Annotated in this window: 21 protein-coding genes, 1 tRNA gene and 2 pseudogenes; 14 read left to right on the forward strand and 10 right to left on the reverse strand. The window is 40.3% G+C overall.

The window, feature by feature from the left end:
• The first annotated feature begins 30 nt into the window (after positions 1 to 30).
• The 4 genes and pseudogenes from ID47_RS01795 to ID47_RS01810 all read left to right on the forward strand — a co-directional run bounded on the left by ID47_RS01795 (position 31) and on the right by ID47_RS01810 (position 2978).
• Positions 31 to 1209 (forward strand): hypothetical protein, encoded by a 1179-nt coding sequence (locus ID47_RS01795; RefSeq protein WP_038463161.1) that lies wholly within the window; start codon positions 31 to 33, stop codon positions 1207 to 1209.
• A 706-nt stretch (positions 1210 to 1915) separates the two neighbouring features.
• On the forward strand, positions 1916 to 2083 hold the full coding sequence (locus tag ID47_RS13120) for a low molecular weight phosphatase family protein (protein ID WP_198022320.1): 168 nt from the start codon (positions 1916 to 1918) through the stop codon (positions 2081 to 2083).
• Between the two features lie 188 nt (positions 2084 to 2271).
• Positions 2272 to 2385 (forward strand): annotated as a pseudogene (locus ID47_RS13825) (arsenical-resistance protein); the annotation flags it as partial.
• A gap of 299 nt (positions 2386 to 2684) precedes the next feature.
• A complete protein-coding gene (locus tag ID47_RS01810; RefSeq protein WP_051908417.1) occupies positions 2685 to 2978 on the forward strand; it encodes a hypothetical protein in 294 nt (97 codons plus the stop codon).
• A gap of 82 nt (positions 2979 to 3060) precedes the next feature.
• Here the strand turns inward: ID47_RS01810 and ID47_RS01815 are convergent, their stop codons facing one another.
• Positions 3061 to 3636 carry a histidine phosphotransferase family protein gene (locus tag ID47_RS01815; RefSeq protein WP_038463163.1) on the reverse strand — a complete coding sequence of 192 codons (576 nt, stop codon included), beginning with the start codon at positions 3634 to 3636 and terminating at the stop codon, positions 3061 to 3063.
• Between the two features lie 182 nt (positions 3637 to 3818).
• Here ID47_RS01815 and ID47_RS12760 point away from each other — a divergent pair, with 182 nt between their 5' ends.
• A complete protein-coding gene (locus ID47_RS12760; RefSeq protein ID WP_051908419.1) occupies positions 3819 to 4268 on the forward strand; it encodes a hypothetical protein in 450 nt (149 codons plus the stop codon).
• 551 nt (positions 4269 to 4819) lie between these two features.
• Here the strand turns inward: ID47_RS12760 and ID47_RS01825 are convergent.
• The gene (locus tag ID47_RS01825; protein WP_051908422.1) at positions 4820 to 6037 is read right to left on the reverse strand and encodes a hypothetical protein; all 1218 of its coding nucleotides are present in this window, start codon (positions 6035 to 6037) and stop codon (positions 4820 to 4822) included.
• Between the two features lie 184 nt (positions 6038 to 6221).
• Between ID47_RS01825 and rnhA the strand changes: the two genes are divergently transcribed.
• The 5 genes from rnhA (at position 6222) to ID47_RS01850 (ending at position 10400) form a co-directional block, all read left to right on the forward strand.
• Positions 6222 to 6740, forward strand: coding sequence for a ribonuclease HI (gene rnhA / locus ID47_RS01830; RefSeq protein ID WP_084675846.1), 519 nt, complete (start codon positions 6222 to 6224; stop codon positions 6738 to 6740).
• Between the two features lie 51 nt (positions 6741 to 6791).
• Positions 6792 to 7934 (forward strand): FtsW/RodA/SpoVE family cell cycle protein, encoded by a 1143-nt coding sequence (locus ID47_RS01835; RefSeq protein WP_038463165.1) that lies wholly within the window; start codon positions 6792 to 6794, stop codon positions 7932 to 7934.
• Positions 7931 to 9004 (forward strand): UDP-N-acetylglucosamine--N-acetylmuramyl-(pentapeptide) pyrophosphoryl-undecaprenol N-acetylglucosamine transferase, encoded by a 1074-nt coding sequence (locus tag ID47_RS01840; RefSeq protein ID WP_051908424.1) that lies wholly within the window; start codon positions 7931 to 7933, stop codon positions 9002 to 9004. The genes ID47_RS01835 and ID47_RS01840 overlap by 4 nt, the downstream gene beginning before the upstream one ends.
• A gap of 17 nt (positions 9005 to 9021) precedes the next feature.
• Positions 9022 to 10176 carry an isovaleryl-CoA dehydrogenase gene (locus tag ID47_RS01845; RefSeq protein ID WP_038463168.1) on the forward strand — a complete coding sequence of 385 codons (1155 nt, stop codon included), beginning with the start codon at positions 9022 to 9024 and terminating at the stop codon, positions 10174 to 10176.
• Positions 10177 to 10325: 149 nt separating this feature from the next.
• Positions 10326 to 10400 (forward strand) — tRNA-Val (locus ID47_RS01850).
• Here ID47_RS01850 and ID47_RS12240 read toward each other — a convergent pair.
• The gene (locus ID47_RS12240; RefSeq protein ID WP_084675847.1) at positions 10379 to 10834 is read right to left on the reverse strand and encodes a metallopeptidase family protein; all 456 of its coding nucleotides are present in this window, start codon (positions 10832 to 10834) and stop codon (positions 10379 to 10381) included. The genes ID47_RS01850 and ID47_RS12240 overlap by 22 nt on opposite strands.
• A gap of 80 nt (positions 10835 to 10914) precedes the next feature.
• On the opposite strand from ID47_RS12240, the gene ID47_RS01860 reads away from it, so the two are divergent.
• Both ID47_RS01860 and ID47_RS01865 read left to right on the forward strand, forming a co-directional pair.
• A complete protein-coding gene (locus ID47_RS01860; protein ID WP_038463173.1) occupies positions 10915 to 11205 on the forward strand; it encodes a 4a-hydroxytetrahydrobiopterin dehydratase in 291 nt (96 codons plus the stop codon).
• Positions 11202 to 11657, forward strand: coding sequence for a hypothetical protein (locus tag ID47_RS01865; RefSeq protein WP_038463175.1), 456 nt, complete (start codon positions 11202 to 11204; stop codon positions 11655 to 11657). Before ID47_RS01860 ends, ID47_RS01865 begins: the two co-directional genes overlap by 4 nt.
• Positions 11658 to 11741: 84 nt before the next feature.
• Here ID47_RS01865 and ID47_RS01870 read toward each other — a convergent pair whose 3' ends face one another.
• Positions 11742 to 12929: an EAL domain-containing protein gene (locus ID47_RS01870; protein WP_038463177.1), complete on the reverse strand. Its 1188-nt coding sequence runs from the start codon at positions 12927 to 12929 to the stop codon at positions 11742 to 11744.
• A 160-nt stretch (positions 12930 to 13089) separates the two neighbouring features.
• Here ID47_RS01870 and ID47_RS01875 point away from each other — a divergent pair, with 160 nt between their 5' ends.
• Complete coding sequence (locus tag ID47_RS01875) at positions 13090 to 14292, forward strand: pyridoxal phosphate-dependent aminotransferase (protein WP_038463180.1); 1203 nt, start codon at positions 13090 to 13092, stop codon at positions 14290 to 14292.
• Positions 14293 to 14613: 321 nt separating this feature from the next.
• On the forward strand, positions 14614 to 15951 hold the full coding sequence (locus ID47_RS01880; RefSeq protein WP_038463183.1) for a hypothetical protein: 1338 nt from the start codon (positions 14614 to 14616) through the stop codon (positions 15949 to 15951).
• On the opposite strand, the gene ID47_RS01885 is transcribed toward ID47_RS01880, so the two are convergent.
• The 6 genes and pseudogenes from ID47_RS01885 to ID47_RS01910 form a co-directional block, all read right to left on the reverse strand.
• A complete protein-coding gene (locus ID47_RS01885) occupies positions 15945 to 17492 on the reverse strand; it encodes a Fic family protein (protein ID WP_038463185.1) in 1548 nt (515 codons plus the stop codon). The two genes, ID47_RS01880 and ID47_RS01885, sit on opposite strands and share 7 nt — an antisense overlap.
• A gap of 158 nt (positions 17493 to 17650) precedes the next feature.
• Positions 17651 to 17968: pseudogene (locus ID47_RS13405) on the reverse strand (IS6 family transposase); the annotation flags it as partial.
• 36 nt (positions 17969 to 18004) lie between these two features.
• Positions 18005 to 20518, reverse strand: coding sequence for an autotransporter outer membrane beta-barrel domain-containing protein (locus ID47_RS01895; protein ID WP_198022322.1), 2514 nt, complete (start codon positions 20516 to 20518; stop codon positions 18005 to 18007).
• Positions 20519 to 21290: 772 nt separating this feature from the next.
• Positions 21291 to 22181 carry a helix-turn-helix domain-containing protein gene (locus tag ID47_RS01900; protein WP_038463191.1) on the reverse strand — a complete coding sequence of 297 codons (891 nt, stop codon included), beginning with the start codon at positions 22179 to 22181 and terminating at the stop codon, positions 21291 to 21293.
• A gap of 167 nt (positions 22182 to 22348) precedes the next feature.
• On the reverse strand, positions 22349 to 22810 hold the full coding sequence (locus tag ID47_RS01905; protein WP_038463194.1) for an NfeD family protein: 462 nt from the start codon (positions 22808 to 22810) through the stop codon (positions 22349 to 22351).
• Positions 22807 to 23787, reverse strand: coding sequence for an SPFH domain-containing protein (locus ID47_RS01910; protein ID WP_038463197.1), 981 nt, complete (start codon positions 23785 to 23787; stop codon positions 22807 to 22809). The genes ID47_RS01905 and ID47_RS01910 overlap by 4 nt, the downstream gene beginning before the upstream one ends.
• Positions 23788 to 23879: the final 92 nt, after the last annotated feature.

Raw genomic sequence — 23879 nt, forward strand, 5'->3', positions numbered from 1 at the left:
TTTAAGCTTTTATTATAAAAAGGATTATGTATGCTTAAAAAATTAATGAGTTTGTCTTTTATTCTTTTATTCGGAGTGAAATACAGTCACGCAATGGAATCTAATGAGGATCAGTTTGATTTTCTAAGAAATAAATATCCCTCTCTTGTAGAAAAATCTGAAGAAGCTTTTAAGTATTGTTGTGAAGAAAATATACACTATGAAAAATTAAAAAGTGCCTCCGAAAAAGCAAAGGACTCACCAGCAAAAATCTTAATGGATAATATCAAAGAAGAGATGAATAGGACAACCCTGCACTATTTCGGACCGCAGTATGAACAATTTGTGTTGAATCAACTGCAACCATTTATATCTACTCTTGCACAAAATCACCCTCAACATGGATATTTTAAAGTTTTTTTCGGCCGCGCTTTAACAAATCATACTATTTTAGAAGATATTTTGTTAACTGCCAAATATCTCTATCAAGTTGTAAAAGATCAAGAGGGAGCGAATGTTTTGTTCTTGGGCCGAACACCTTGTTTAGTGCAAGTTGCTTATGAAGAGATTTGCAGAGGAGAAGGGGATGAAACTCAAAGACCTGTACATCTTAATTTCTCTGGTCATCCAGATGCTTTAACTAAACGTAAAAGCAATTTTTTCAAATCTAACACTAATATAGCCCGTGATATTGTTACTTCTGAAAAGCTCTCTCATTATTTTTCCTATTTGGATACAAAAAATATTTTAAATACAAATAAGATATTTATTGTTGATATTCTTGCTTCTGGAGGTAGTTTAAATAGTTTTTTACGTATTTTGCATGCTTATTATCAAAGCCGAGAAGCAACTATGCCTGAATTATTATTTTTAAATTTAACTCAAGATATGAATTGGTCAATCGACAGGTCAGAATTTTATACTTTCGAAAAAACGGGGGAAAGGAGTAATCACGGAATCCTCACACTACCGGAAGATCACGAAAAAAATATGAAGCTTTTTCAATTAGCTGCCTACAGTATTCCAATTTTTGATAAAGTATTAACGACCATTCTCGACAACGATATGTTCCAAGAATTGCTTGTTCATGGTATTCAATACCCTGCTCAAAAATGGACACCACAATTTGATGAACAGAGAGAGAAGGGGGGCGCCTACCATCAGGAATTTTATCAATATCTTCGTCAAAACTTTAGGGATTTGATGGAATCTCATAAACCGGCATTCTAGGTACCTCCCCGAAAATTCCGAGAATGTGTAGATACTGCGAATGAGTTTGTTAAATTCGAAGATGGCTTTGCGTGTATTATTATGTGGTGACAGGGAACAAAGCTTTCGCACCAGGGCAGGCTACTTTGGTTCATTTCTTTTAAGGGTACTGGCCATTTTCGTTCCAAAATTCACGCTAAGAGCAACACCCACTAATCTTCCTGTACTTTATCCAAGAATAAAGGCTTGAAGGTGAACACTCAATTAACTTAACCAAGATCTTGATTTACAGCTGGATACGAGGTTTTGCACAACAGAGCCGTTGATCCTAGAAGGTAGCTTTAAAAAAGAATCTATAAAAATTTTTTACAGGGTTATGCCGGTGCTTGGTAACCTAAGGCATCTTGAGCTCTAAAGCTTCCATCTATAAAGACAACTTTAAGTTTCAGAATATCATAGATTTTGAGACTCTTTGCCGACCATCATCTATTAGGTCCTATTTCATGGCTAGAGTCCTTTCCACCTACGGGTAAAAACTGCTTTACTGATTTGGCTAGCCCACGAGTAGAACTTATAAGTGAAACTAAGGGCATAAGTCATAATAAAATCATCTTTATTGCTAAGTTTCTAAGGGTTTCTTAACCTCTTGGTAACAAAATAGTTATAAATATGGGCTATTTAGATTGGCAAATGAGATGTTAAAAGTTCTATTTCTCTGCTCCATCCTATGATCCTAAAGCTCTTGAAGGGCCAAGCAATTCCCATTGATGGATTATATAGTGAATCTTGGGATGAATTAAAACATATATCCTTTGATCTAGTTATCACCGTTTGTGATGACGTAGCCGGAGAAAGTTGCCGCATTTTCCCAACTTCTTCTTTAAAAATTCATTGAGGTGTTCCTAATCCTGCTACTTTTGTGGGTACTTTTGAAGAAACCAAAGAGCAATTTGAGCGTGTCTATGCGATGTTGAAAAAACCGATCGAGATGTTATCTCATCTTCCTGTGGGGGAAGTGCTACAAGAAGAGTTAAATAATCAGATTAAGGCGATTAAATTTGACTAACCATACACCCCTGCATCGGCATAAACTCAGGAGCTGTACTTGCTACTGTAGTGGGTGTGTTAGTTGAAGTACCAGCAATGTTGGGGTTAGTTAGTATTGCTAATAAAACTAGAAGAAATTTTGTAGATTAGCTAAGTTAGGGACTTTCTAAGGGGCTCGTGCACTAATTTTTCTGCGTTTGATCCAATTATAGAGGCTGGTAGGAGAGCACTCAATTAGCTTTGCAATAGATCGTTTACTGATGCCTTTCTTCAAGTAGAAATAATTTCATCATGATGCTGATCTAGTTTTAAAGTTTGCGCTGGTCCTTTTGGTCGCCCAAGGTTTTTCCCTTCTTGTTTGCATTTTTCTAGGGCTTCCTTTGTTCGTAGTGAAATAAATTCACGATACAAATAACCTTACTAACGAGGTTTTAATTACTGTATTTTCCATGATAGCTGAGCTTGAGCGTGATTTCATATCAGAACGTACTAAAGAAGGATTAAATGCCAGAAAGGAAAAAGGGATAAATTTAGGAAAACCAAAAGGAACTCTTCAGTCTTCTATGTATGATCAGGATAAAGATAAAATTTTCCATCTCTACCAGCTTGATGTTCCTTTTCGTAAAATTATTAAAACACACATCAAGTATGGAAAATATGCTTCCCTTAAAGAATACATCGACAAGAGAGAATCTCAGGAATCTGCAAATCTTTTGGATGAAAAATACTCTGATTTAAGCTAATTCTAATTGCCTCAGAAAAATGGACGGTTTGGGCTTGGAAGGCTTACTTGAGTCTGTTCCTGACAAGCCGGGTAAATTTAACTTAAGCGAAATTTATTTTGACTAGATTTGGTTTTTCAAAATTTAGCAGTACAGTTGTGTCTAACTGATCGGCTAGGGTTTTTATGAAGAAACCAATAACAGACCGGGAGTCAATATTTTGTAAATCAATCTGTCCCTTAATAGCATCTAGGACAGGTTGTGGATATTTAACCAAGGTGCCCGTAACCGTTAATGTATAGTCTTTGTTTAAGGTAATCTCGCCCCCTCTCGGCAGAGCATCTGCTGCCAGCATTATTAAAGCCACATATAGACGAGCGGGCGTGCCATGAATAGATTCGGAGGCTTCAGCCTGCCAATTAATTTTTATTTTATCAGGATCGATACATTTGTCTAAAACAGTGCGGGTTTCTGCTAAGGTTGGACGACTTGGATGGGTCGCATAACCACTAAGACAGCGAATCAATTCAAGCTTGTTCATAGCTGATTGGACACTATGCATCAAAAGAGACTGAGGACTGTCTGGGGCGGGATTTTCATCCAACATTTCCAGACCAATGGAAATAGCGCCGATCGGGGCTGCCAGATCATGACAGAATTTTGAGCACATTAAATACATCAGTTGTAGGTCCCTTGACATCAATTTTTTCCAAACATAATTTTCAATTAATCTTAGTGTAGAAAAAATTTACCTCTGATAAAAGCCCTTGACGATAAAATTTTAGTATTATTATAGTTAATTAGCATGAGGATAAATCTTTATTCTTGTGCTCATTAATTGATCAATTTATGGAGTTTTAAATGACGAAGTTTTCTCTCGCTGCCTTATTAGCTATGTTTGCTGTTGCTGATGCATCTGAACACGGTGTAGAGGCTAAAAAAGACGAAACTAAACTAGAAAAGGCAGAAGCCGACAAAAAAGTTGCTGATGCGGATAAGACAAAAGCTGATGCGGATATGAAAGCGGCTAAAGAAGCGGAAGAAAAAGTTGAAACAGAGCTAAAGACAGCTGAAGAAAATCACAAGAAAGCTGAAGAAGAAAAGAAAAATGCAAAAACTGATGCAGACAAAAAAGCTGCAGAAGAAAAAGTAAAGGAAGCTGAAGAAGCTGTAAAAAAAGCTAAAGAAGCTAAAAAAGAAGCTCACAAAGAAATTAAAGAAGCTAAAAAAGAAGAGCATAAAGCCAAAAAAGAAGAGCATAAAGCTGATCACGAATTGAAAAAAGCTGAAAAAGAAGAGAAAAAGCACTAAGCTTTTGATCTTTGTTCTCGATTTAAGAAAAAGCACCCAATAGGGTGCTTTTTTTGATAAGGGGAAATTATTTTTCGCGGATATGATTTTAAGAAGTCTCTCTAAAAAAGTACTTTCCTGAGCTTGCTCCTGTCATAGGCATTTGTAGTGAGAAATTGAGACCTCACTCCGGACGTGATCCGGAATCCATTCCTCGGCCTTAATACAAGAAAGATTTAGCAAAATATAGCTGTGATAAAGTCATACTCGAGTTCCCGGCTCTTCGGCCGGGAAAAGAGAGAGAATAAATAAAAAAAGGTCCTATCCCCGGGCTTGATCCCCAATCAAGTTGAGGACAGGCCCGGGGTCTCGAACTCACAAGGGCCATTTGCTTGTCATCTCGAGATCCCCGCTCTTCGGCCGGGAAAAAGAGAGAGAATAAATAAAAAAAGGTCCTATCCCCGGGCTTGATCCCCAATCAAGTTGAGGACAGGCCCGGGGTCTCGAACTCACAAGGGCCATTTGCTTGTCATCTCGAGATCCCCGCTCTTCGGCCGGGAAAAGGAATTTATTTAAGCAGCCTTTAAATATTGCCGGGTGAGGATTTTTCCTTCTTCTACTGCAGGTTGGTCAAAAGCATTAACATTCAACAAACTTGACATCGCCAGGGTTTCAAGAACGTAATGCATCATCATATATCCCAAGATATACTCGTTAATTTCATCTAAATGAATATGACGTAGGGGGCAGCCATTGTTTTTCAAAGTATCAATGGTTGCTTGCTGTTCTGCAGCCATGAGTTGTCCCATCGTCTTTTGATCAAACAGAGAAATATTTGAATGATTGAGATGGGTCGTTATCGTGAATTCCGGGTCCATATGATGCGTCGTTATAACGGTGAAGAATTTATCCTTTGGTCCGTCTAGAAATAATTGCAGCTGCGAATGTTGATCAACAGTTCCTAAGGCTGCAATTGGTGTTGTTCCTTTACCGTTTTTACCCAAGCTTTCCGCCCATAACTGGCGATACCACAAGGCAAATGTATTTAATCGATCAATATAAGGCATTAAGACAGAAATGGTTTTTCCTTGGCTTAACAGCGTCTGTTGATGCAATGCTCCTTGGGTTGCTGGGTGCTCCATTAAAGAGGTATCTAACGATTTGAGGCAATCTAAAGCGCCGTTGCGAAATTGATAAACATTAAGACCTGCTATCATAGCTGGTAATAGGCCTACTAATGTAAAAACAGCAAAACGTCCCCCAATATCGGTGGGGTGGTCAAGTGTTTGAATGTCATAGGATTGTGCAAGGTTTCGCATTGCATTTTCGGTGGGTTCCGTAATCACGAGAAAATGATCTTTAATTGGCAGTGATTGGGCGGCCCACTGTTGTAAGCATACCATCTTTTGCATCAATGTTTCAGCCGTACTGCCAGATTTAGAAATGACAATCACCCCTGTTGTCTTAAGATCAATTTTTTTAAATAGACGTTTAAAGGTATGAGGATCAATATTATCATAAAAGTGTAGCGTTGTTTCTGGCTCGTCGGCTAAATCGCACAAAGCGCGTCCCCCGAGGCTGGATCCACCGGTGCCCAAAACAATCACATTCTTAAAGTGCTTAAATCTCTGAGCAACTTCTTCCAACATGGTGATATCTTGATCTTGTCGAACCAACTTAAATAAAGGGAGAGTTTCTTTCAACGTGGTAAGGTCGCTTCTTAATTTAAGGGAGCCTAGCGTCTCGGATGAGGCATTTTCATGAAAGTTATTGGTAATTGTAATCGTCATGAGGATCCTAATAAATAATAAATTCTTTATTCAAGATAACCATTCATTATCAGACTTTCCATATGAATTTTGCTTTCAAAGGAGATCTAATCGAGGAAGGCAGTGATCTCCCTAAATCCAGATCTTGACGTTTGCAGGCGATCCGGGCATTCTGAAGGAAAGTTTTAAATCTGAAATATATAGAATGAAATCCGCCTTGTTGACCAAATCCACTGATGCTCTTGATCTTTTATCAAAATTAGCTGCTGACAGCCTGCCTATTGTTAATATTTATACGGATGGTGCCTGCAGCGGTAATCCCGGTCCGGGCGGGTGGGGCGCTGTGATTGAATATCAGGCTGCTGAGACTGAAGTGAGTGGTGGCGAGACGGCAACAACCAATAACCGTATGGAAATGTCCGCTGCAATTTTTGCGCTGCAGGCTTTGCCTTTACGCTGTAAAGCGACCGTTTATACCGATAGCATGTATCTTCGTGATGGTGTGAGCCGGTGGATGATCAATTGGAAAAAAAATGGCTGGAAAACAGCGGATAAAAAGTCTGTAAAAAATCAAGATTTATGGTTGAAGCTTGATGAGTTATTGACATGCCATGATATTTCTTGGGAATGGGTTAAGGGGCATGCTGGCCATCCGCAGAATGAACATGCCGATGCGTTGGCGCGCAATGCTATTATTGCAGCACAAATGGGAATAACCCAGTAGGACCTTCATAGGTTTTGACAGATAGCTCTTAAATTAGGTGGAGGGCCAAATATGTTAGGGCATAGTTTTTCCAGGCGCGACAATAGCGTTTTGGGACGGTGGTGGTGGACAGTTGATCGCTGGAGCCTAGGGGTTCTTGTGATGATTATGGTCGTAGGGGTCTTGTTAAGTTTTGCTGCCAGCCCCCCTGTTGCTGATCGCTTAGGGCTTGGCGGTTTTTTCTTTGTGAAGCGCCATATGATCATGATTATTCCAGCCTTAGCGGTCATGCTTGCTTCTTCTTTGCTTATGCCTCGTAATATACGTCGATTGGCAGTGTTAGTTTATATTGCAGGCTTAGGATTGATGGTTGCCACAATTTTAACCGGGGCTGAAGTGAAGGGAGCGCGGCGATGGATTAGTTTGGGCAGTTTTACGCTACAAGCATCCGAGTTTGTGAAACCAGTCTTAGCCGTTATTAGTGCTTGGATGATGGCAGAAAAGCTACGTAATCCAACTTTCCCTGGGCTTTCTTTATCTTTCTTTTTTATGTTCATGTACGTCTTTTTGCTGATTCTCCAGCCTGACTTTGGGATGACCATTGTGACAGTGGCCACCTGGGGGTGCCAATTGTTTATTGCAGGTATCCCTTTATTTTGGATGGTTTTGGTCGCAGGAATTGGTTTCATAGGGGCTGTCGGTGCTTATTTATTGTTGCCCCATGTTACGCGGCGTGTTGATCAATTCCTTGATCCCACTTCCGGTGATCCAAAACATGATCTTTACCAGATTACTCAATCCTTAGAAGCCTTTAAACACGGTGGAATTTTTGGCCGGGGGCCAGGCGAAGGGATTGTTAAAAAACATATTCCTGATGCTCATGCAGACTTTGTTTTTGCTGTCGCTGGGGAAGAATTTGGGATCATTGTCTGCTTGTTAATTGTTGGCTTGTTTGGATTTGTGGTAATTCGCTCTTATTTGCGCGTGGTCAATGAACAGAGTCTTTTTGTTATGCTAGCAACCGCCGGAATTGCCTTTCAATTTGGCATGCAGTCCTTAGTTAATATGGCTTCGACGCTTCATATTATTCCCACCAAAGGGATGACAATGCCATTTGTCAGCTATGGTGGGTCCTCTATGTTGGCCTTAGGCTTAGGAATGGGAATTGTTTTGGCATTGACGCGTAAACGCTATGGAGTAATTGATCATTTATGAGCACTTATATTGTTCTTTCTACAGGGGGGACAGGCGGACATGTTTATCCTGCCCTTAGCCTAGCAGCGGAATTAAAAAAACAAGGTTTTATCACTGAGCTTGTGACTGATATGCGGGGGGCTATTTATCAAGAGTCCGACTATTTTGACCACGTTGCGGTTTTGAATTTACCGAAGGCTGTGGGAGTTTTAGGTAAAATAAGGCAAGCCCTATACATTTTACTTTCTGCAATGGAGTTAGCGTTTAAGTTTACAAGCAATCGTCCCTCTATGGTTATCGGTTTTGGGGGGTACACCTCAGCGCCGGTGATCATAGCGGCAATTTTACTTCGTATTCCTATCATTATCCATGAACAAAATGCAGTTTTGGGTCGGGTCAATCGCCTTATGGGGAAGTTTGCGCGGAAAATTGCCCTTGGCATGCCGGTTACTCGCTATGCTAAGGCTGCAAAGTCAGTTTTTGTTGGTAACCCGGTGCGTCAGGCAATTTTAGATGTCCAGGGCAAGACTTGGCCTTCCGAAAAAATTCGTCTGTTTGTTTTTGGTGGCAGTCAAGGGGCGGACTTATTTGGTCGCGTGGTGCCCCAAGCAATTGCCTTATTACCCCCAGCAATGCAAGAGAAACTTATAATTGTGCATCAAGTGCGTGATGAAATTCGCGATTCTACCCTGGCAGTCTACGATCAAACAAAGATTCATTTGGAGGCGTTACAACCTTTTTTTTCGGATATGCCAAAACGCTTATCGGAGGCAGATTTAATTGTGGGTCGAGCAGGGGCGATGACTGTCACTGAAATTTCGGTTGTGGGCCGTGCTGCAATTTTTATCCCCTTAAAAATTGCGATGGATAACCATCAATATTGGAATGTTAAGCCTATGGTTGACGCCGGTGCAGCTGAGATGATTCTAGAAACAGATCTAACGCCTCAACTATTGGTTGACAAATTAATGGTACTGATAGAGTCAATAGAATTGCGGCAGACACTCGCGACTAAAATAAGTCAGTTTTGTGTCCCGGATTCTGTGGAAAAGTTTGCAGATCTCATTAAGAATGAATTGAAAGATATTTAAATAGCAGGAGTAAATGAATGACCGATTTTGATTTCGACCTTGGAGAAACAGCAAACAGCGTTCGGGATATGGTTCGTCAGTTTGCCTCAGAAAAAATCGCTCCACGGGCGGCTGAAATTGATCATACAAATGAATTTCCACGCGATCTTTGGCCTGAATTGGGACAATTAGGGTTATTGGGAATCACCGTTTCAGAAGAATTTAGTGGTTCGGGTATGGGATATTTAGAACACGTGTTGGTTATGGAGGAACTGTCTCGGGCGTCGGCCTCTGTGGGATTGAGTTATGGGGCGCATTCTAACTTATGCGTGAACCAAATTTCTCTGAATGGTAATGCTGACCAAAAACGTAAGTACTTGCCAAAACTTATTTCCGGGGAGCATGTAGGTGCCTTAGCAATGAGTGAACCTGGGGCAGGGTCCGATGTGGTCAGTATGTGTTTAAAGGCCGATAAAGTAGATGGCGGTTATTTGCTCAATGGCAATAAAATGTGGATTACCAATGGTCCAGATGCTGAGGTGCTGGTGGTGTATGCTAAAACCGATATGACCGCCGGGTCGAAAGGTATTACAGCGTTTCTTGTGGAAAAGGGTTATCAAGGTTTTTCGACAGCTCAAAAGCTGGATAAACTTGGGATGCGGGGATCAAATACCTGTGAATTGGTTTTTGAGAATTGCTTTGTTCCGGAAGAAAATATTCTGGGAGTGGTCAACAGGGGTGTCAAAGTCTTAATGAGTGGCCTTGATTATGAACGTGCCGTATTGGCAGGAGGACCGCTTGGAATCATGAGTGCCGCCTTAGATTATTGCTTGCCTTATGTGCGCGACCGTCAGCAATTTGGTAAAGCTATCGGTGAATTCCAGCTTATTCAAGGCAAAATTGCCGACATGTATACCACCTTAAATTCATCCAGGGCGTATGTTTATGCCGTTGCCAAAGCTTGTGATCGCAAACGCGTCACACGCCAGGATGCAGCGGCTGCGATTTTACTAGCGGCTGAAAATGCAACCAAAGTCTCTTTAGATGCCATTCAAATTTTTGGTGGCATGGGTTATATCAATGAAACCCCAACAGGTCGATTATTACGGGATGCTAAGCTATACGAAATTGGGGCGGGTACCTCAGAGATTCGACGGATGTTGATTGGGCGCGAGCTTTTTGCAGCGGCGTAAAAAAATGCTTGGTCCCATCATTTCTTTATTGAAATGGTGGGCCTAAGTATGGCATAAATAGGACATATTTTATGGATATCTTTTATAACTATCGCCGATTGCTTGCGGTGGGGCTTAAGAAAGATTATCGATTTAAAAATAGATCTAATGGTCGCATAGCTCAGCGGTAGAGCACTACGTTGACATCGTAGGGGTCACAGGTTCAATCCCTGTTGCGACCACCATCTTCCAACTTACTTAGCCAATCAACATCGTTATCATTATAGCCAAAATGATGGCCAATTTCATGAATCATAACATGATGCACGATTTCTTCTACTTTTTCACTGTTGTCGCTCGCGTATTTGATCAACGGGCAACGATAAAGATAAATAATATCTGGTAAATTACCGGAGGCGGGGGTTGCTTTAAGGGGAAGAGGAACACCTCGGTAAAGCCCTAGTAAATCGTACTTGTCCGTAAGACGGAGATTTTTGATGGTTTCCTCATCCGCAAAATTTTCCACCCTGACGAGTAAATTTTTGACGAATGGCTTAAACTTGTCGGGCAGAGATGCCAGCGTCTTATATGCCATCGTATATAGATCAGCAAGATCGGGCATTTCAGCTGTTTCATTGCGTCCACTCACGATTGATAATTTAACTTTCTTGCCAGCCATCTGGCTTCCTCCCCCTTGAAATTCTGTTAAAAACAATGCAATCTGTTTATAGATTAACTATAGGTGATAAAAGTTAATAAATGGTCGATATCCTAGAAAAAAATCGCTTACCGATCGAGTTAGAACAACTTAATGGTTGGGTTCTATCATCAGATGGTCGTTCTATAAATAAATCATTTAAGTTTAAAGATTTTTCCGAAGCATTTGCTTTCATGATGCGGATTGCCTTGCTCGCTGAAAGCCATAATCATCACCCCGAATGGTTTAACGTTTATAATCGTGTCGATATTTGTTTAACCACCCACGCAGCAGAAGGTGTTACGATAAAAGACCTTACTCTTGCTAAACTTATTGAGGATTTGTTGAAATGAAGAAAATTGCCTTAGCCGTTGGCGTGTTTTGTTCTGGTTTAATGGGACATGCCATAGATTCCTACGTCGCCAAAGTTTGGTTGCAGGAAGTGCAATTTAATGTAGCCAAGGACATGAACAACAATGCCCCGGTTAGCCTTAAAATTGTGATCGTTTATGATAATGATTTATATAAGAAAATTGGTAAACTGACAGCAGCTCAATTTTTCGAGCAAGAGGCTAGTCTTGCCTCTGATAATGCCGGCAAATTTGAAGTCTTTAATGCTGAAATTGTTCCCGGTCAAAAGAACGATCCCTTACCCATTGAGCCTAAAGATACAACCGGGGTCGGTATTTGGGTCTTTGGTCGTTATGCAACACCTGGGCCCCATCGTCAAAGTATTGGTACCGATCGAATCGTTCAGCTCAATCTGTTGAAGAAAGATTTTAAGGTTGCGACAATTAAGCCATAAATCGAACCAGGACAATCTAGTTCTAGAAATTTCTAAGGTGAGGGGACTCACCTTTTTTATGACCGTAAGGATAAAGTTAATTTTTTATTCTATCGTGTCCTTTTTTAGAATTTTATCGATGCCGAATCCCTGGAATTGTTCAATACCACATTCTAAGCCTGCTTGGATATCCTGTTCGGTTTCACAGCGATGAAGAATAAGACGATAAGCCCCAATCTCTTTAATTAAAGCTTTAAGGTCGTCTTTTCTTTCCATAATTGGGGGTGACCAATTTATTTTAAAAACATTTGCTGGGATTTTGTCGAGCTTTATCACAGCAAGATGCGCAGCGTTAATACTGCTAATAATAATTCGACAATTTTTTTGGCCTAACAGATCATGGGCGAATTCAAGGACATCTGGATGCGCCATATAATCAACGATGTCGATGCAGAATGACAAAGGCTTATCTTTATTATAATTATGAAGAAACTTATGGAAGGCGGGTGTGACGATAGACCTTAAATTTATATTCGCATGAATATTTTCAATACTATTGTGACTGAGTAACTGTGGCAGGAAATTGATGGTTTGTTTATCCAATAATGTCGTAATATGTTTGAAAAGCCAAGTGTTTGCCATAATGGGGTCACTGATAGCCAAGGAGTCCTGGAGAGCTTGCATGGATAGAAAAAGATGGCTTGCAATCTTTCGCGGTTTATCTTTTCCATCATACCAATAAATAGGTTGCCGCCTAAGATAAGAGAGTAAATTAGAATTGGTTAAAATTTTCTCAATGTTTGCTAATGTATCTAAATTTATCCCATTGGTTATAAGCTGCGTGGTGGTGCCATCAGCTTGTTTTTTCACACTTGAGTAAATTGGATCATTCTCGATCTCATGCACAGCTTCAGCAAAATCTTCCCATTGCGTGCCAAGGTCAAAGACTGTGTAGAAACCATCTTTTTTATGGCCCTCATTTAAAATAGGATCGGCTGGGAGGGTTCTCTTTAGCTGGGAAATACACCGCTCAATAGAAATAACGGCATTTCGTTGAATAATGCATACCAGATTGTGGTTTTTTAGTTTATAGACTAATCCCTTAATAGGGGAAAATATTCTGGTTGCTTCTTCTAAGGCAAAGTCGATGCGTTTTGGTTCTCTGTTGAATAACGTGAATTTACTCGTGTGGAACATGATAGCTTTGAAGGATGATGCTGTTGGTTTAATGTGATCAAGGGCCGTTAAGATTTCTGTCGATGGGTCCAAAGGTTGTTCATTTTCAATGGTCATGTTTCTTTTGACATCCTGTCTTCTCAATCGTTATAAACTTTACTTTAGAGAAAACAGGTAAAAATATATTTAAGACGGCCTAAAAATTTTAAATCTTAATTGCATTCCTTTGATACCCTTGATAAGACAGAGATATACCTAATTTCTTAATGAGAATCCTATGTCCTATTTAGCCACCAGACTCTCTCTAATTCAACCATCACCCACGCTTGCTATGACAGCTAAGGCGGCACAGATGAAATCCGAAGGAATTGATGTTATTGCGCTTAGCGCTGGGGAGCCTGATTTTGACACCCCTGAATTTATTAAAGAGGCTGCTAAGACCGCTTTGGACCGGGGGATGACTAAATACACGCCGGTGGATGGATTGGCCGATCTTAAAAAAGCAATTCAATCTAAATTGCAAAAAGATAACGGCCTCGAGTATGGTCTGGATCAGATCATGGCAAGTACAGGTGGGAAGCAAGTTATTTTTAATGGATTGATGGCAACCTTGAATGCTGGAGATGAAGTCATTATTCCTGCACCTTATTGGGTGTCTTATCCTGATATGGTCAATCTTTTCGGAGGGATTCCAAAGATTATTCGGTGTCCAGAATCGGCTGGGTTTAAGTTAACCCCTGACCTTTTAGAAAAGGCCATTACGCTTAATACAAAGTGGATCATTTTGAACTCGCCGTCCAATCCAACGGGCGAACTTTACTCTGCTGAGGATTTAAAGGCATTGAGTGAAGTATTGGTCCGTCATCCGCAGGTAATGATTTTATGTGATGATATTTATGAATACTTGGTTTATGACAATCAAAAATTTGTCACTTTAGCCACCTTATGTCCCGAATTAAAAGATCGTTGCTTAATTGTCAATGGTGTTTCCAAATCCTATTCCATGACTGGCTGGCGCTTAGGGTATGGTGCCGGGCCAAAGCCATTGATTAAGGCCATGACCATGCTGCAATCTCAAAGTACATCTAACCCCTCTTCTATTACTCAAGCAGCCGCGATCGCAGCAATTAAGGGGGACAGAACATTTTTAGCTGATTGGTGTCAATCGTTCGCTGCGAGACGCGACCTGACGGCAAAATTAATTAATGATATTCCAGGCTTATCTTGCCGTATTCCGAATGGCGCCTTTTATTTATACATTAATTGCGATGGTCTTATTGGTAAGACAATGCCGAATGGGCAAATGATCGAGACTGATAATCAATTCGCCCAGTATCTATTGTCTGAAGTGTATGTGGCCGTGGTGAGCGGGGATGCATTTGGTTTGTCACCTTATTTCCGTATTTCCTATGCAACATCTGAGAAAATCTTAATCGAGGCCTGTAAACGGATTCGCACAGCGGTGGAAAAATTAACCTAAGATTATTGGGCTAAGCTTATTAGAGTTTTCTGACGTAACGGTCGAAATTTTTGGCAACATAGCTGAAAGCCTCGCGATGCCTTATCATCACTTTGAATTACAAACCATCTACAAGCGAAAGCAGCTCTCAATACAAGGAGCGCCTATGCACTTTCGTAAGGTTATTAGATTTTTAATGGAACAACTAAAACGACAGGAAAATTTCTATTTCTCTAATCTATAAATTGGGTGTAAAAAGAAATTATTAATTTTTAAATTAATAGGCACAATAACAATAAATTGTACATCCACCTATCAAACTATTCATCCATGGAGTTAATAATGAAACATAATTTTTGTAAAATTTTAAGAAGTGCCTGCCTATTAAGCTTATATTTATGTAGTGCTTCTGTTTATGCCATGGAGATACAAGAAGAGAATTGGGATACTTTCTATCAACCTAATGGGGAAGAGGGTACTAAGTTACCACCAATCCACAACGCTCATAAAAGAACAAATGAAGATAATAGTCAGGCGTTAGCAGAATCCTCACAAACAGAAGTTAAGAAGACAAGAAATGAGGGAGAGGTAACGGAGGCGCCAACTATAAGGCCTAATTATGAAACATCTAATATTATTACAAGTCTTCGGGCGGAGGAGAGTGCTCAGCAATTTTTAATACAAGAAAATTACCCTTTAGCTATTCAAGCTCTTTTACATGCTGAGGCATTCGCAGCTGATGATCCATCTAGGAAAAGCGCCTTAAATGAAAAAATTGGTAATCTGTATCTTAAACTTAATGAGGGAGAGGCTTCTATTAAAAAAGCTGTTGAATTTCATATTAAGGCCCTGCAAGACACTATAAACCCTACAAGAAAAAGTTACTTATTTGAAAGAGCAGGCGAACTTACTAGCCAAATAACAATGCCAACTGGAAACTCTTTTAAGGCATCCGATTATTATACACTTGCTATAGGAGAGATAAAGAAAGCATTAGAAATCACCCGTAATAGGGAGCAAAAAAGTATTTTGCTTGAAAAAAAAGCTGATCTTATTCTTAAGCTAAATGACAACAATTATAACAGACAAGCACCAGATGCTTATAGTATGGCTGCCTCTCTTACTTCCGATAAAGAAAGAAAATATAAGCTACTTCTTTCGGCGGCAAAATTAAGAGCGCATGGCCAAGGAAGTTTTGACATGATTGAAGCTTGCCAAAACTATTGTGACGCAGCCGGCCTGTTAGCAGAACAAGGTCAATATGCTAAAGCAGCCGAAGTGAGCCATTATGGTGTTTCTTTAGCCGAGCATATAGATGGTTACTTCTTTCCAAATCTACGGGCCGAAATGATGCTTAAAAGTTCCTATTACCATTATAAAAGTATAAATCTTAATAATTGCCACAATTGGTTAAATCTTAGCTATTCATCTTACGACAAAATAAGAAATCATTTGGATGATAAAACTAAAATTGTGTATTTATACAACTTTGCTTATTTAGCTTCTAAGGTAGAAGTCATTCAAACATCGGAGAGAGCAATTAACGCTTTAAACGAGCTTAAATCCTTAGCTGAAACTTATGCTTTTGAAAAAGAGTATATAGAAACTATGGTAGGTAATGTAGAGGTAAATAAATTAAAGCAAGGGGAAAGCTTACTTATTGAACTGGCTTCTCAATAGTGCTCAACGAAGCTTTCTTTATAAATCTGTTCTAAACGATCAATTTCGTCAGCTTGTAGAGCAGAAAATTCCTTTTGGAGGGCGCGTTTTGAGAGCGTGCCCTCATTTTGTTTTAGGAAATTAAACAGCAAATCAATTTTCGAGGATGGAAGTTCTAGAAACGCTGTGACTTGCTGTTTAAAGGCATCATAGCGCTGAAGGAAGTCAATCTCTTGCGGTAAATCCACGTTAATTGTTTTTTCAACGCAAGCATAAAGAAATTCAGCGTGTAATGTCGCATCAAAATAGCGGTAGAAATCTGCTGTATCATTTAAGACGTGAACATTCATGGTCGGGGTGGGTTCCCATTCTATAAGTGGTAACAGACGTTGGGAGTAACTTTCAAGAACTGTGCGATAATCATCGATGCGTTCAAGAATAGCCGCTGAAATAGGGAAAATTAAGCCCGTCGGACTGAATTTCATTTCAGCTAGAATATGGTGAATTAAATAACGATGGAGTCGTCCATTCCCATCTGCAAACGGGTGGATATAGATAAACCCAAATGCAATACAGGTGGCCGCAATGACAGGGTCGAAATTCTGGAGTGATCTAAGATTGAATAAGAACAAACCTTTCATCAAAGAAGACAAATCTTCATGGCGAGCACTGATATGCTCAGGTAATGGAAGACGCGTCAGTTGTTCGTGTTCACCAACAAATCCGCCCTCATCGCGCAGACCTAATTTTAAAAAGCGGTCGTCTCCGATAACAATCTTTTGTAACCGTAACAGCTCATCTAAATTGAGCGGTTGTTTCCCTGCCTCTCCAATAGCACGGCCCCATCGTTGAATGCGGGTATGGAGCTTTTCTTCTCCCTCGATGGCATAGCTGGATTTTGAATCTTTGAGCAGTAAAAAAGAGGCTGTCCTGGCCAAAATGCTAGCCGATACTTTTCCGATGGTGATTTTTGCTTTTTCATCCAAACTTTTTTGACGATAAATCTCAAGAGTTTCCGTTTTGAAAACGAGGGGGCAAAATTCTTTTGTGCCGGGTAAATTATTATTTACTCGGTGTCGGGGGGATTTCGTACCTGGAATGCCGTATTGCAGGTCAGTATCAAGGGCATTGGTGTAATTGCCAGTTGTTACGTTCGGCAATTTTAACAATTTTCCAGTCAACCATTCATATAAAAACCACAGACGTCGAGAATAGCTGCTGGTGGGATGACGTTCAACAATTTCCTCAATCTCATACGGAGAAATGATATCAAATAATTTTTTTAGAACGGCTAAGTCTACCCCTTCATATTTCAAAGCAAAAATTAGATGCCCTTCTAAAGTCGGTGCGGGTGCATGGCGCGGCGTTAAGATTTTCCAATTGTCTTTTTCATAGAATTTATGGTGATTACTGATGGCTGATAATTTTATTGGGAGAGGAACGGGCAGGTGGTAAGCATTAACCAAATAGGCGTATCCTGCCAAGGTGGCAGCTTCCGGTAGCTTCCGTTCCTGAAAAAACGTTATTTTTTGTGAATAATTATTACTTTTATTGTTATTCATGAAAAATAATTATCCTTATGTTCGTGCTTGGCTCATTATTAACTTAGCATGAAAAAGCTTTATTGTTTATGAAAAAAAATTATTTCTAAATTAGAATATGAAAAACTATTATTTCGATAGAAGATTTTTAAAAATTGTCATTTTTAAAATTAAGGGAAAAGAGTTTTATCGTTACTACCGCTTTTATCAACTGTTACTTTATCAGCTTTGCCATTCTCCTTAAAAGCCTTCCTAAAGAAGGCTTTGGCAGCGACGGCATCTCTGTTAGCGCGAAGCACAAAACCAATGGTATTTCCTTGACTATCGACGGCCCGATAAAAATAAACTCATTTCCCATTCAACTTGATATAAGTCTCATCCATGCGCCAGCTTCCATTAACTGGCCTCTTGCGTGGGCGAACACGTTTATCAATGAGGCCAACAAATCGGCATACCCATCTTTGTAATGTTGAATGGTCAATATTGGCCCCTCGAACAGAATGGAGAGGCATTTTCTAGAGAAAGATCTCCTTTTAAAAATTCCAGTCAACTCGAGCCACAATCTGATGCTCTTGTTGAGTTGATCCAATTTCACCTTTCCAGCCCAGGGTTGTAGATACAGACTGAGCTAAGAAAGCAGTCACTCCAACACTTGGGTTTATCATAAGGCGACGTTTGTTCTTAGAGTTCACTGTAAATTGGCCGCCTTGACCTACTAATGTAGCCCAGACTTTCTGGTTCCTGCCAACAGTTCGTCGATATGTTGCTCCCAATCGGACAAAACTATAGACCTGAGTATCTTCCTTTCCGTTCCATAATTTCACAAGTTGGAATCCCCCTTTACCTTGCAGCGTTGTACTATGACGACTTTTAACGGCTAAGTTCTGGATGTCAGCTCCAATTTCTCTATATCCATTCTCATGTAGGTATAAGGCGCCAGCACTAAAATACGGTGTGAGAATTACGGATCTAGGAAGAGTAATATCTCGACCCACCTCAACAAGACCGCTCACATGATGTCCATTATGCTTTTGGTGAGCGACCGCAGGAATAACTGTCATGATGCGCTCGCCCTTAAAACGGTGATGACCATAATAGACAGAGCCCTTAATATACCCGTTCAAGGTAGGTTCCCACAAACCATATAGACCAATACGGCCTGAATTCTTGTTTCCTTTATCACCATCAACTTTCATTTTATAGGTACTATAGTTATATCCACTAACTAGCCCCAGTTTTACCGTAGGGAGGGCATAATTGATCCCAATAGTGGTATCATAGGTCATTCCCTCTAATCCTGATACGGATAGCCCGGATGGGTCAGCAATATTACCTTGACTAAATCGGCTGCCAGCCCCTTGAATCCATAGACTTGCCTTGCCCAGGTCGACCTCAGCCGATACCGGTAAATGTTTGACGTCTGTATCTTGTAAACTGCTAAATCTGAGTTTTTTATTGTTAAGTTTAAAGGTAAAGAATTGAGCAAAGCTTTGCTTAAAACTGGTAAGATTCGAAATTAATTGTCTTGCTGTTTCTCCTATGTCTTTAAGCAATTTATCTCTATGTAGATGTAGCCCGGCGAAGGGAACATCCATATGGCTCAGTTCTATATTAGCAGTCATATCGGATACTTGGGTGCTAGCAGCGGGACTAAGCTGATTAAAAGCTTGTTTTAATTGAGAAGTGGTTAAAGGATTTAATTGATTAATTAAAGCTTGTGATCCATTGCTATTGACATACGAAGCCACCTGACCCGGATTACCTATGCTGATAGCTTGCTCACGTTTTTTTGAGGAAAGTAGGTGTAGATAAGCATTGTTAGTATCATAAGTCATAGTATAGGTAAAGAGTGGCGATGAGCCAGTAATGGTTGCAAAAGGACCATTTAAGGGGCCTGCTGAGCTTAAAATGGTGTATGTGTAAGTTTGTCCTGCAACATAATTCCCAGCCAAGGGGATAACATTGAGGGTACCATTTGTAATATCAGCTGAACCTGTGATATTGATGACGTCATTATCTGTTCCGGGTATTGTGGAGGCAGGTGCCGCTTGCACTTCACAATTATAAATACCATGTTGTATGTAAGGACCGTTAACGGTAAGAGTGCCAATAGAATTTCCAGGAGCGATAAAGCCACCTGAATTAATGGTCAACGCGCCTACAATACCCGTACCACTAATAATGGCGCCTGAATTGACCGTCGTTAAAGATGAGCTTGAAATTGATCCATTCACCTTTAATTCTCCGTTATTAACAGTCGTTGCTCCGTTATAGGTGTTGACACCGGATAAAGTGAAGGCACCTTGGCCGTCTTTGGTGAGACTACCACTCCCAGATATGATATCTGAATAAGGACTATCGTCGGATCTATTGAATGTTAAGGATCCCTGATTGGTTATGTTGCCACTTAACGTTCCGGAGCTTCCACCTGTACCAATATTTAGAATAGCACCATTAAAGTTCCTTAAGTCGCTGGTGTTAATGAGAGCGCCGTTGTTCGTCAAAGTACCTCGGTTGTACAGAATGTCGTTGTTGGTTAGGTCGCCGTTGTTTGTCAGGAGGCCATAGTTGTTTACTTGATCGTTATTATTCAACATACTGTTGCTGTTGTTCGTCAGGGTGCCAGAGTTACTGTTCTCTAGGAAGCTGTTAATGTTGAGGAGATTATCATTAATCAGATTGCCGGCGTTATACAGCGAGGAGCTGTTGTGAGTCAAAGTACCGGTGTTGGTCATGAGGTCATTATTGTTCAGGGTGCCGGTGTTGGTTAAGTTACCACTATTGTTCAAGGGGCCCATGTTATTCAGGCTGCCGGTGGTAGTCAAGTCCCCATTATTCGTCAGTGTACCGGTGTTGAATAGGCTGCCGTTGTTGGTCAGTGTACCGGTGTTGGTCATGAGGTCATTATTGTTCAGGCTACCGCCGGAATCAATTGTTCCTCCAGAGAAAGATCCTGGACTATAATCCCCCGGGATAAAATGTGTTGCACCACTAGGAACATTTATTTGTGTTGTGCTGCCGACGGAAAAGGATAGGCAGAACAGCATAATTATATATGCAATTCTGTTGTAAACTTTGCACCAATTTTTTAATGTAAAACAATTTAAATTAGCAGCATATATTGAAGTAGTTTTAGGTTTGAGGGTAGAAGAATGATATCCACGTTGCAACAGGGACACCATAATTTTAAATGGATTGTACTGTGTCATAAATTCACATAAATTTCTTACTAAATTGATTTAATTTAATTGTGAGATGTTATGAAATAGATTGTCAAAGAGTATATATCTATTTACAAAATCTTAAAAATAAGGGCTCTAAGAATAGCCAATAAACATGAATGCTTGGCTATTTTGTGGTCCTTTTTACCTCTCCGCAACACGGCCCTTTTGCAAAATTTTGTGGATAAGTTAGCATAATAGTCGTTATCTGTGGCGATCAAAGTGGCTCTTTATAAGGAAAGCACCTGTTTGCCTCTCAATTAAGCAATTTCTCTTCTTATAAAAAGATAGAAAACTATTTTTAAGTGAAGAAGAGGCTTCAATTCACTTCGCTAAAACAAGAGGTAATTGGCTCCAACTCCTTGTATAAGAGGGCGGTTTCTGATCCTGTCGCATCTGTTAAAAGCTAGATGATTAGAGGTTAAATTGCCTGCGGAAGAGGATAACAGATGCTGACCATATGTCCCAACTTACTGCCCCATTTTAAAGGATTTTGTTCATCATTACGTGGCATGGAGAATCAGTTAGCGACTTCAACTTTTTTCTGTTGATTTGCCGTTCTTACAATGCAAATGCCTGTAAGGAGGTGGATTACAGCCTAGTCGTTAATGAGTTTTTTAACATCCTCTAAATTAAGGCTAATTCCGCGCAGAACTTTACCTTCTTCCCCTAAGGTTGCAGAGGTTTTGTCATCAATAGATAGCTTGACGCCCGCCCCATTCCCTGTATTAAGGTGGTGTGTACCCGTTGCGGGAACGGTATACGATTCTCCAGCACGCATCAAGCGGACAAATATGGCTTTACCTGTCTCGTCGGTCACCTGAACCCACGCATCCTTTACAGCCAGAATCTTAACAGTCGTATCTTCAAATGGTGCCGATGTGGCGCGGGGCTCAACAGCTGGGGTGGAGGAAGGGGTCGTGGAAATAGTTGTCGTAACCTCATCAGGCGTTGTAGTGACACCTGTTGATGGTGACAAATTTTGAGAGGGAGAAGAGGTCACGCTCTGAGTACTTATGACATTGTGGTCGATAAAATCTTTAGAGCTTACTGCTTCCTCGTGAACATTACTCATATTATTGGACACATACAGCGTTACGCCGCCAATAAATAAGAGGGTCGTTGCCCCTAATATAATTTTTAAAGTAGGGCGCTTTTGTTGTTCCACCGGAATGGAATAATTGAAACTTGAATAAGATGGTGTAATTTCTTCTTGGAGATTTAAATCTTTCAAAATTTGGGTAGAATCAAGATTTAAAAATCGCGCATAGGTTTTTATAAATCCCACCTTATAAACATGGCCGGGTAGGGCAGATATATCACCTGCTTCAATAGCGCCAATATACAACTGCCGTATGTGAAGTTCTTGTGACGCTTGTTGTATTGTTATGTTTTTACTTTCGCGGGCATTTTTAAAAAGCATACCCACCTTCGTAAAAACTGATTCGTCGTCCGTATCTATATTTAATGCTTCTGTATTCTGACTCATATCAACACTCAGAAGAAATTGATCTTATTACATTAAATACAGTTAATTAACACTGTGCAAGGGAAATTTACTTAATTAAGTAACGATTATTAAAATATATGAGAAGGCTGTCGATTGTTTAACTTCAATTTGTTAGGCGATAAGGTCGCTTCTACAGTAATAAACATTTATTCTGTTGGAGGGGCGGCTTTCTCCACGACTAGGCTATTTCCCTTAATATCAATAATATTGACCTCTATACCTGCCGGTAAATCTTCTCCTATAACCCGCCACCGAGAATCACCGATCGTGATATGGCCAACGCCATCAGTAATAGGGTCGCTTAGCTTAAATCTAAAGCCTATCATTTGATCAGCTTTGCGGTTAAGAATTGTTTTTTCTTTAGAGAATTTCATACACCGGTAAAGCCGAGCTCCAAAACCGACACAAACCATAGACAAGAAAGTAAAGCTGATGATTTGGCCCATAAACATAAAATCAAACAGGTAGGTTAATGCTGCAGTAAGAAGGGCCGCACAACCAATCCAGATTAAAAAGCTGCCGGGCAGAAAAATCTCGATTCCCAATAGCACTAGTCCTAAAAAGGACCAATGCAAAAAGTTTAGATCAACCATGAGAAAGCCCATCATTCACTTTTTCCTTTAGTGCTTCTCTTAGTTTCTGACTGGCTGCCTATGCTATCTTTCACTATTTCTGCAATACCAGAAATTGTCCCTACTAAGCTGGAAGTTTCCATTGGCATTAAGACTAGTTTCTGGTTATTGCTTTCTGCTAAGGCTTTAAAAGCTTCAACATACTTTTGGGCGACAAAGTAATTAATAGCTTGCGTTGAGCCTTCCTTCACTGCTCTCGAAACCTCGGCTGTGGCAAATGCTTCAGCTTGAGCAAGTCTTTCTCTGGCTTCGGCGTCTCTTTGGGCGGACTCTTTGCGGGCTTCAGCTTCCAAAATCATCGATTGCTTAAGGCCTTCTGCTTTTAGAATTTTAGCTTGCCTGTCCCCTTCGGCTGCAAGAATAGCTGACTGGCGTTCTCCCTCGGCTTCTAAAATCATGGCGCGTTTTTCGCGTTCAGCTTTCATTTGGCGAGCCATTGAGTCAATGAGGTCCCGTGGTGGGCGAATATCTTTGATTTCGACACGTGTCACTTTGGTGCCCCAGGAATGGGTTGCTTCGTCAATGACCTGAAGTAAGCGGGCATTAATAACTTCTCTGTTTGATAAAAGTTCATCTAGGTCCATGGATCCCATAACTGTCCGGATATTGGTCATAGTTAGGTTTAAGATAGCATGCTCTAATCGTGCGACTTCATAAGCAGATTTTGCTGCATCGAGAACTTGGTAAAAAACGATACCATCTACAGCAACGGCAGCATTATCTTTTGTAATGACGTCTTGAGTGGGGACATCCATGACAGATTCCATCATATTAACTTTGGCGCCAACGCGGTCAATTAAAGGAATAATCAAGTGAAATCCAGGGGTTAACGTATGGGTATAGCGACCAAACCGTTCAATTGTAAATTCATATCCCTGGGGAACGATGCGGGCGCCGCGTGAAATAAAAAATATGACGACAATTGCAAGGGCCAATAATGTGTATTCTGTCATAGTTGCTCCGTCTTTTTCTAAATAGTGTTACGCATATTTTAACTGAAAAATATTAAAAAAGGATAAAATTTTGCAGAAGGTAAGTGAAGAGG

Source organism: Candidatus Paracaedibacter acanthamoebae (assembly GCF_000742835.1).
In the GTDB taxonomy this organism is placed as follows: Bacteria; Pseudomonadota; Alphaproteobacteria; order Paracaedibacterales; family Paracaedibacteraceae; genus Paracaedibacter; species Paracaedibacter acanthamoebae.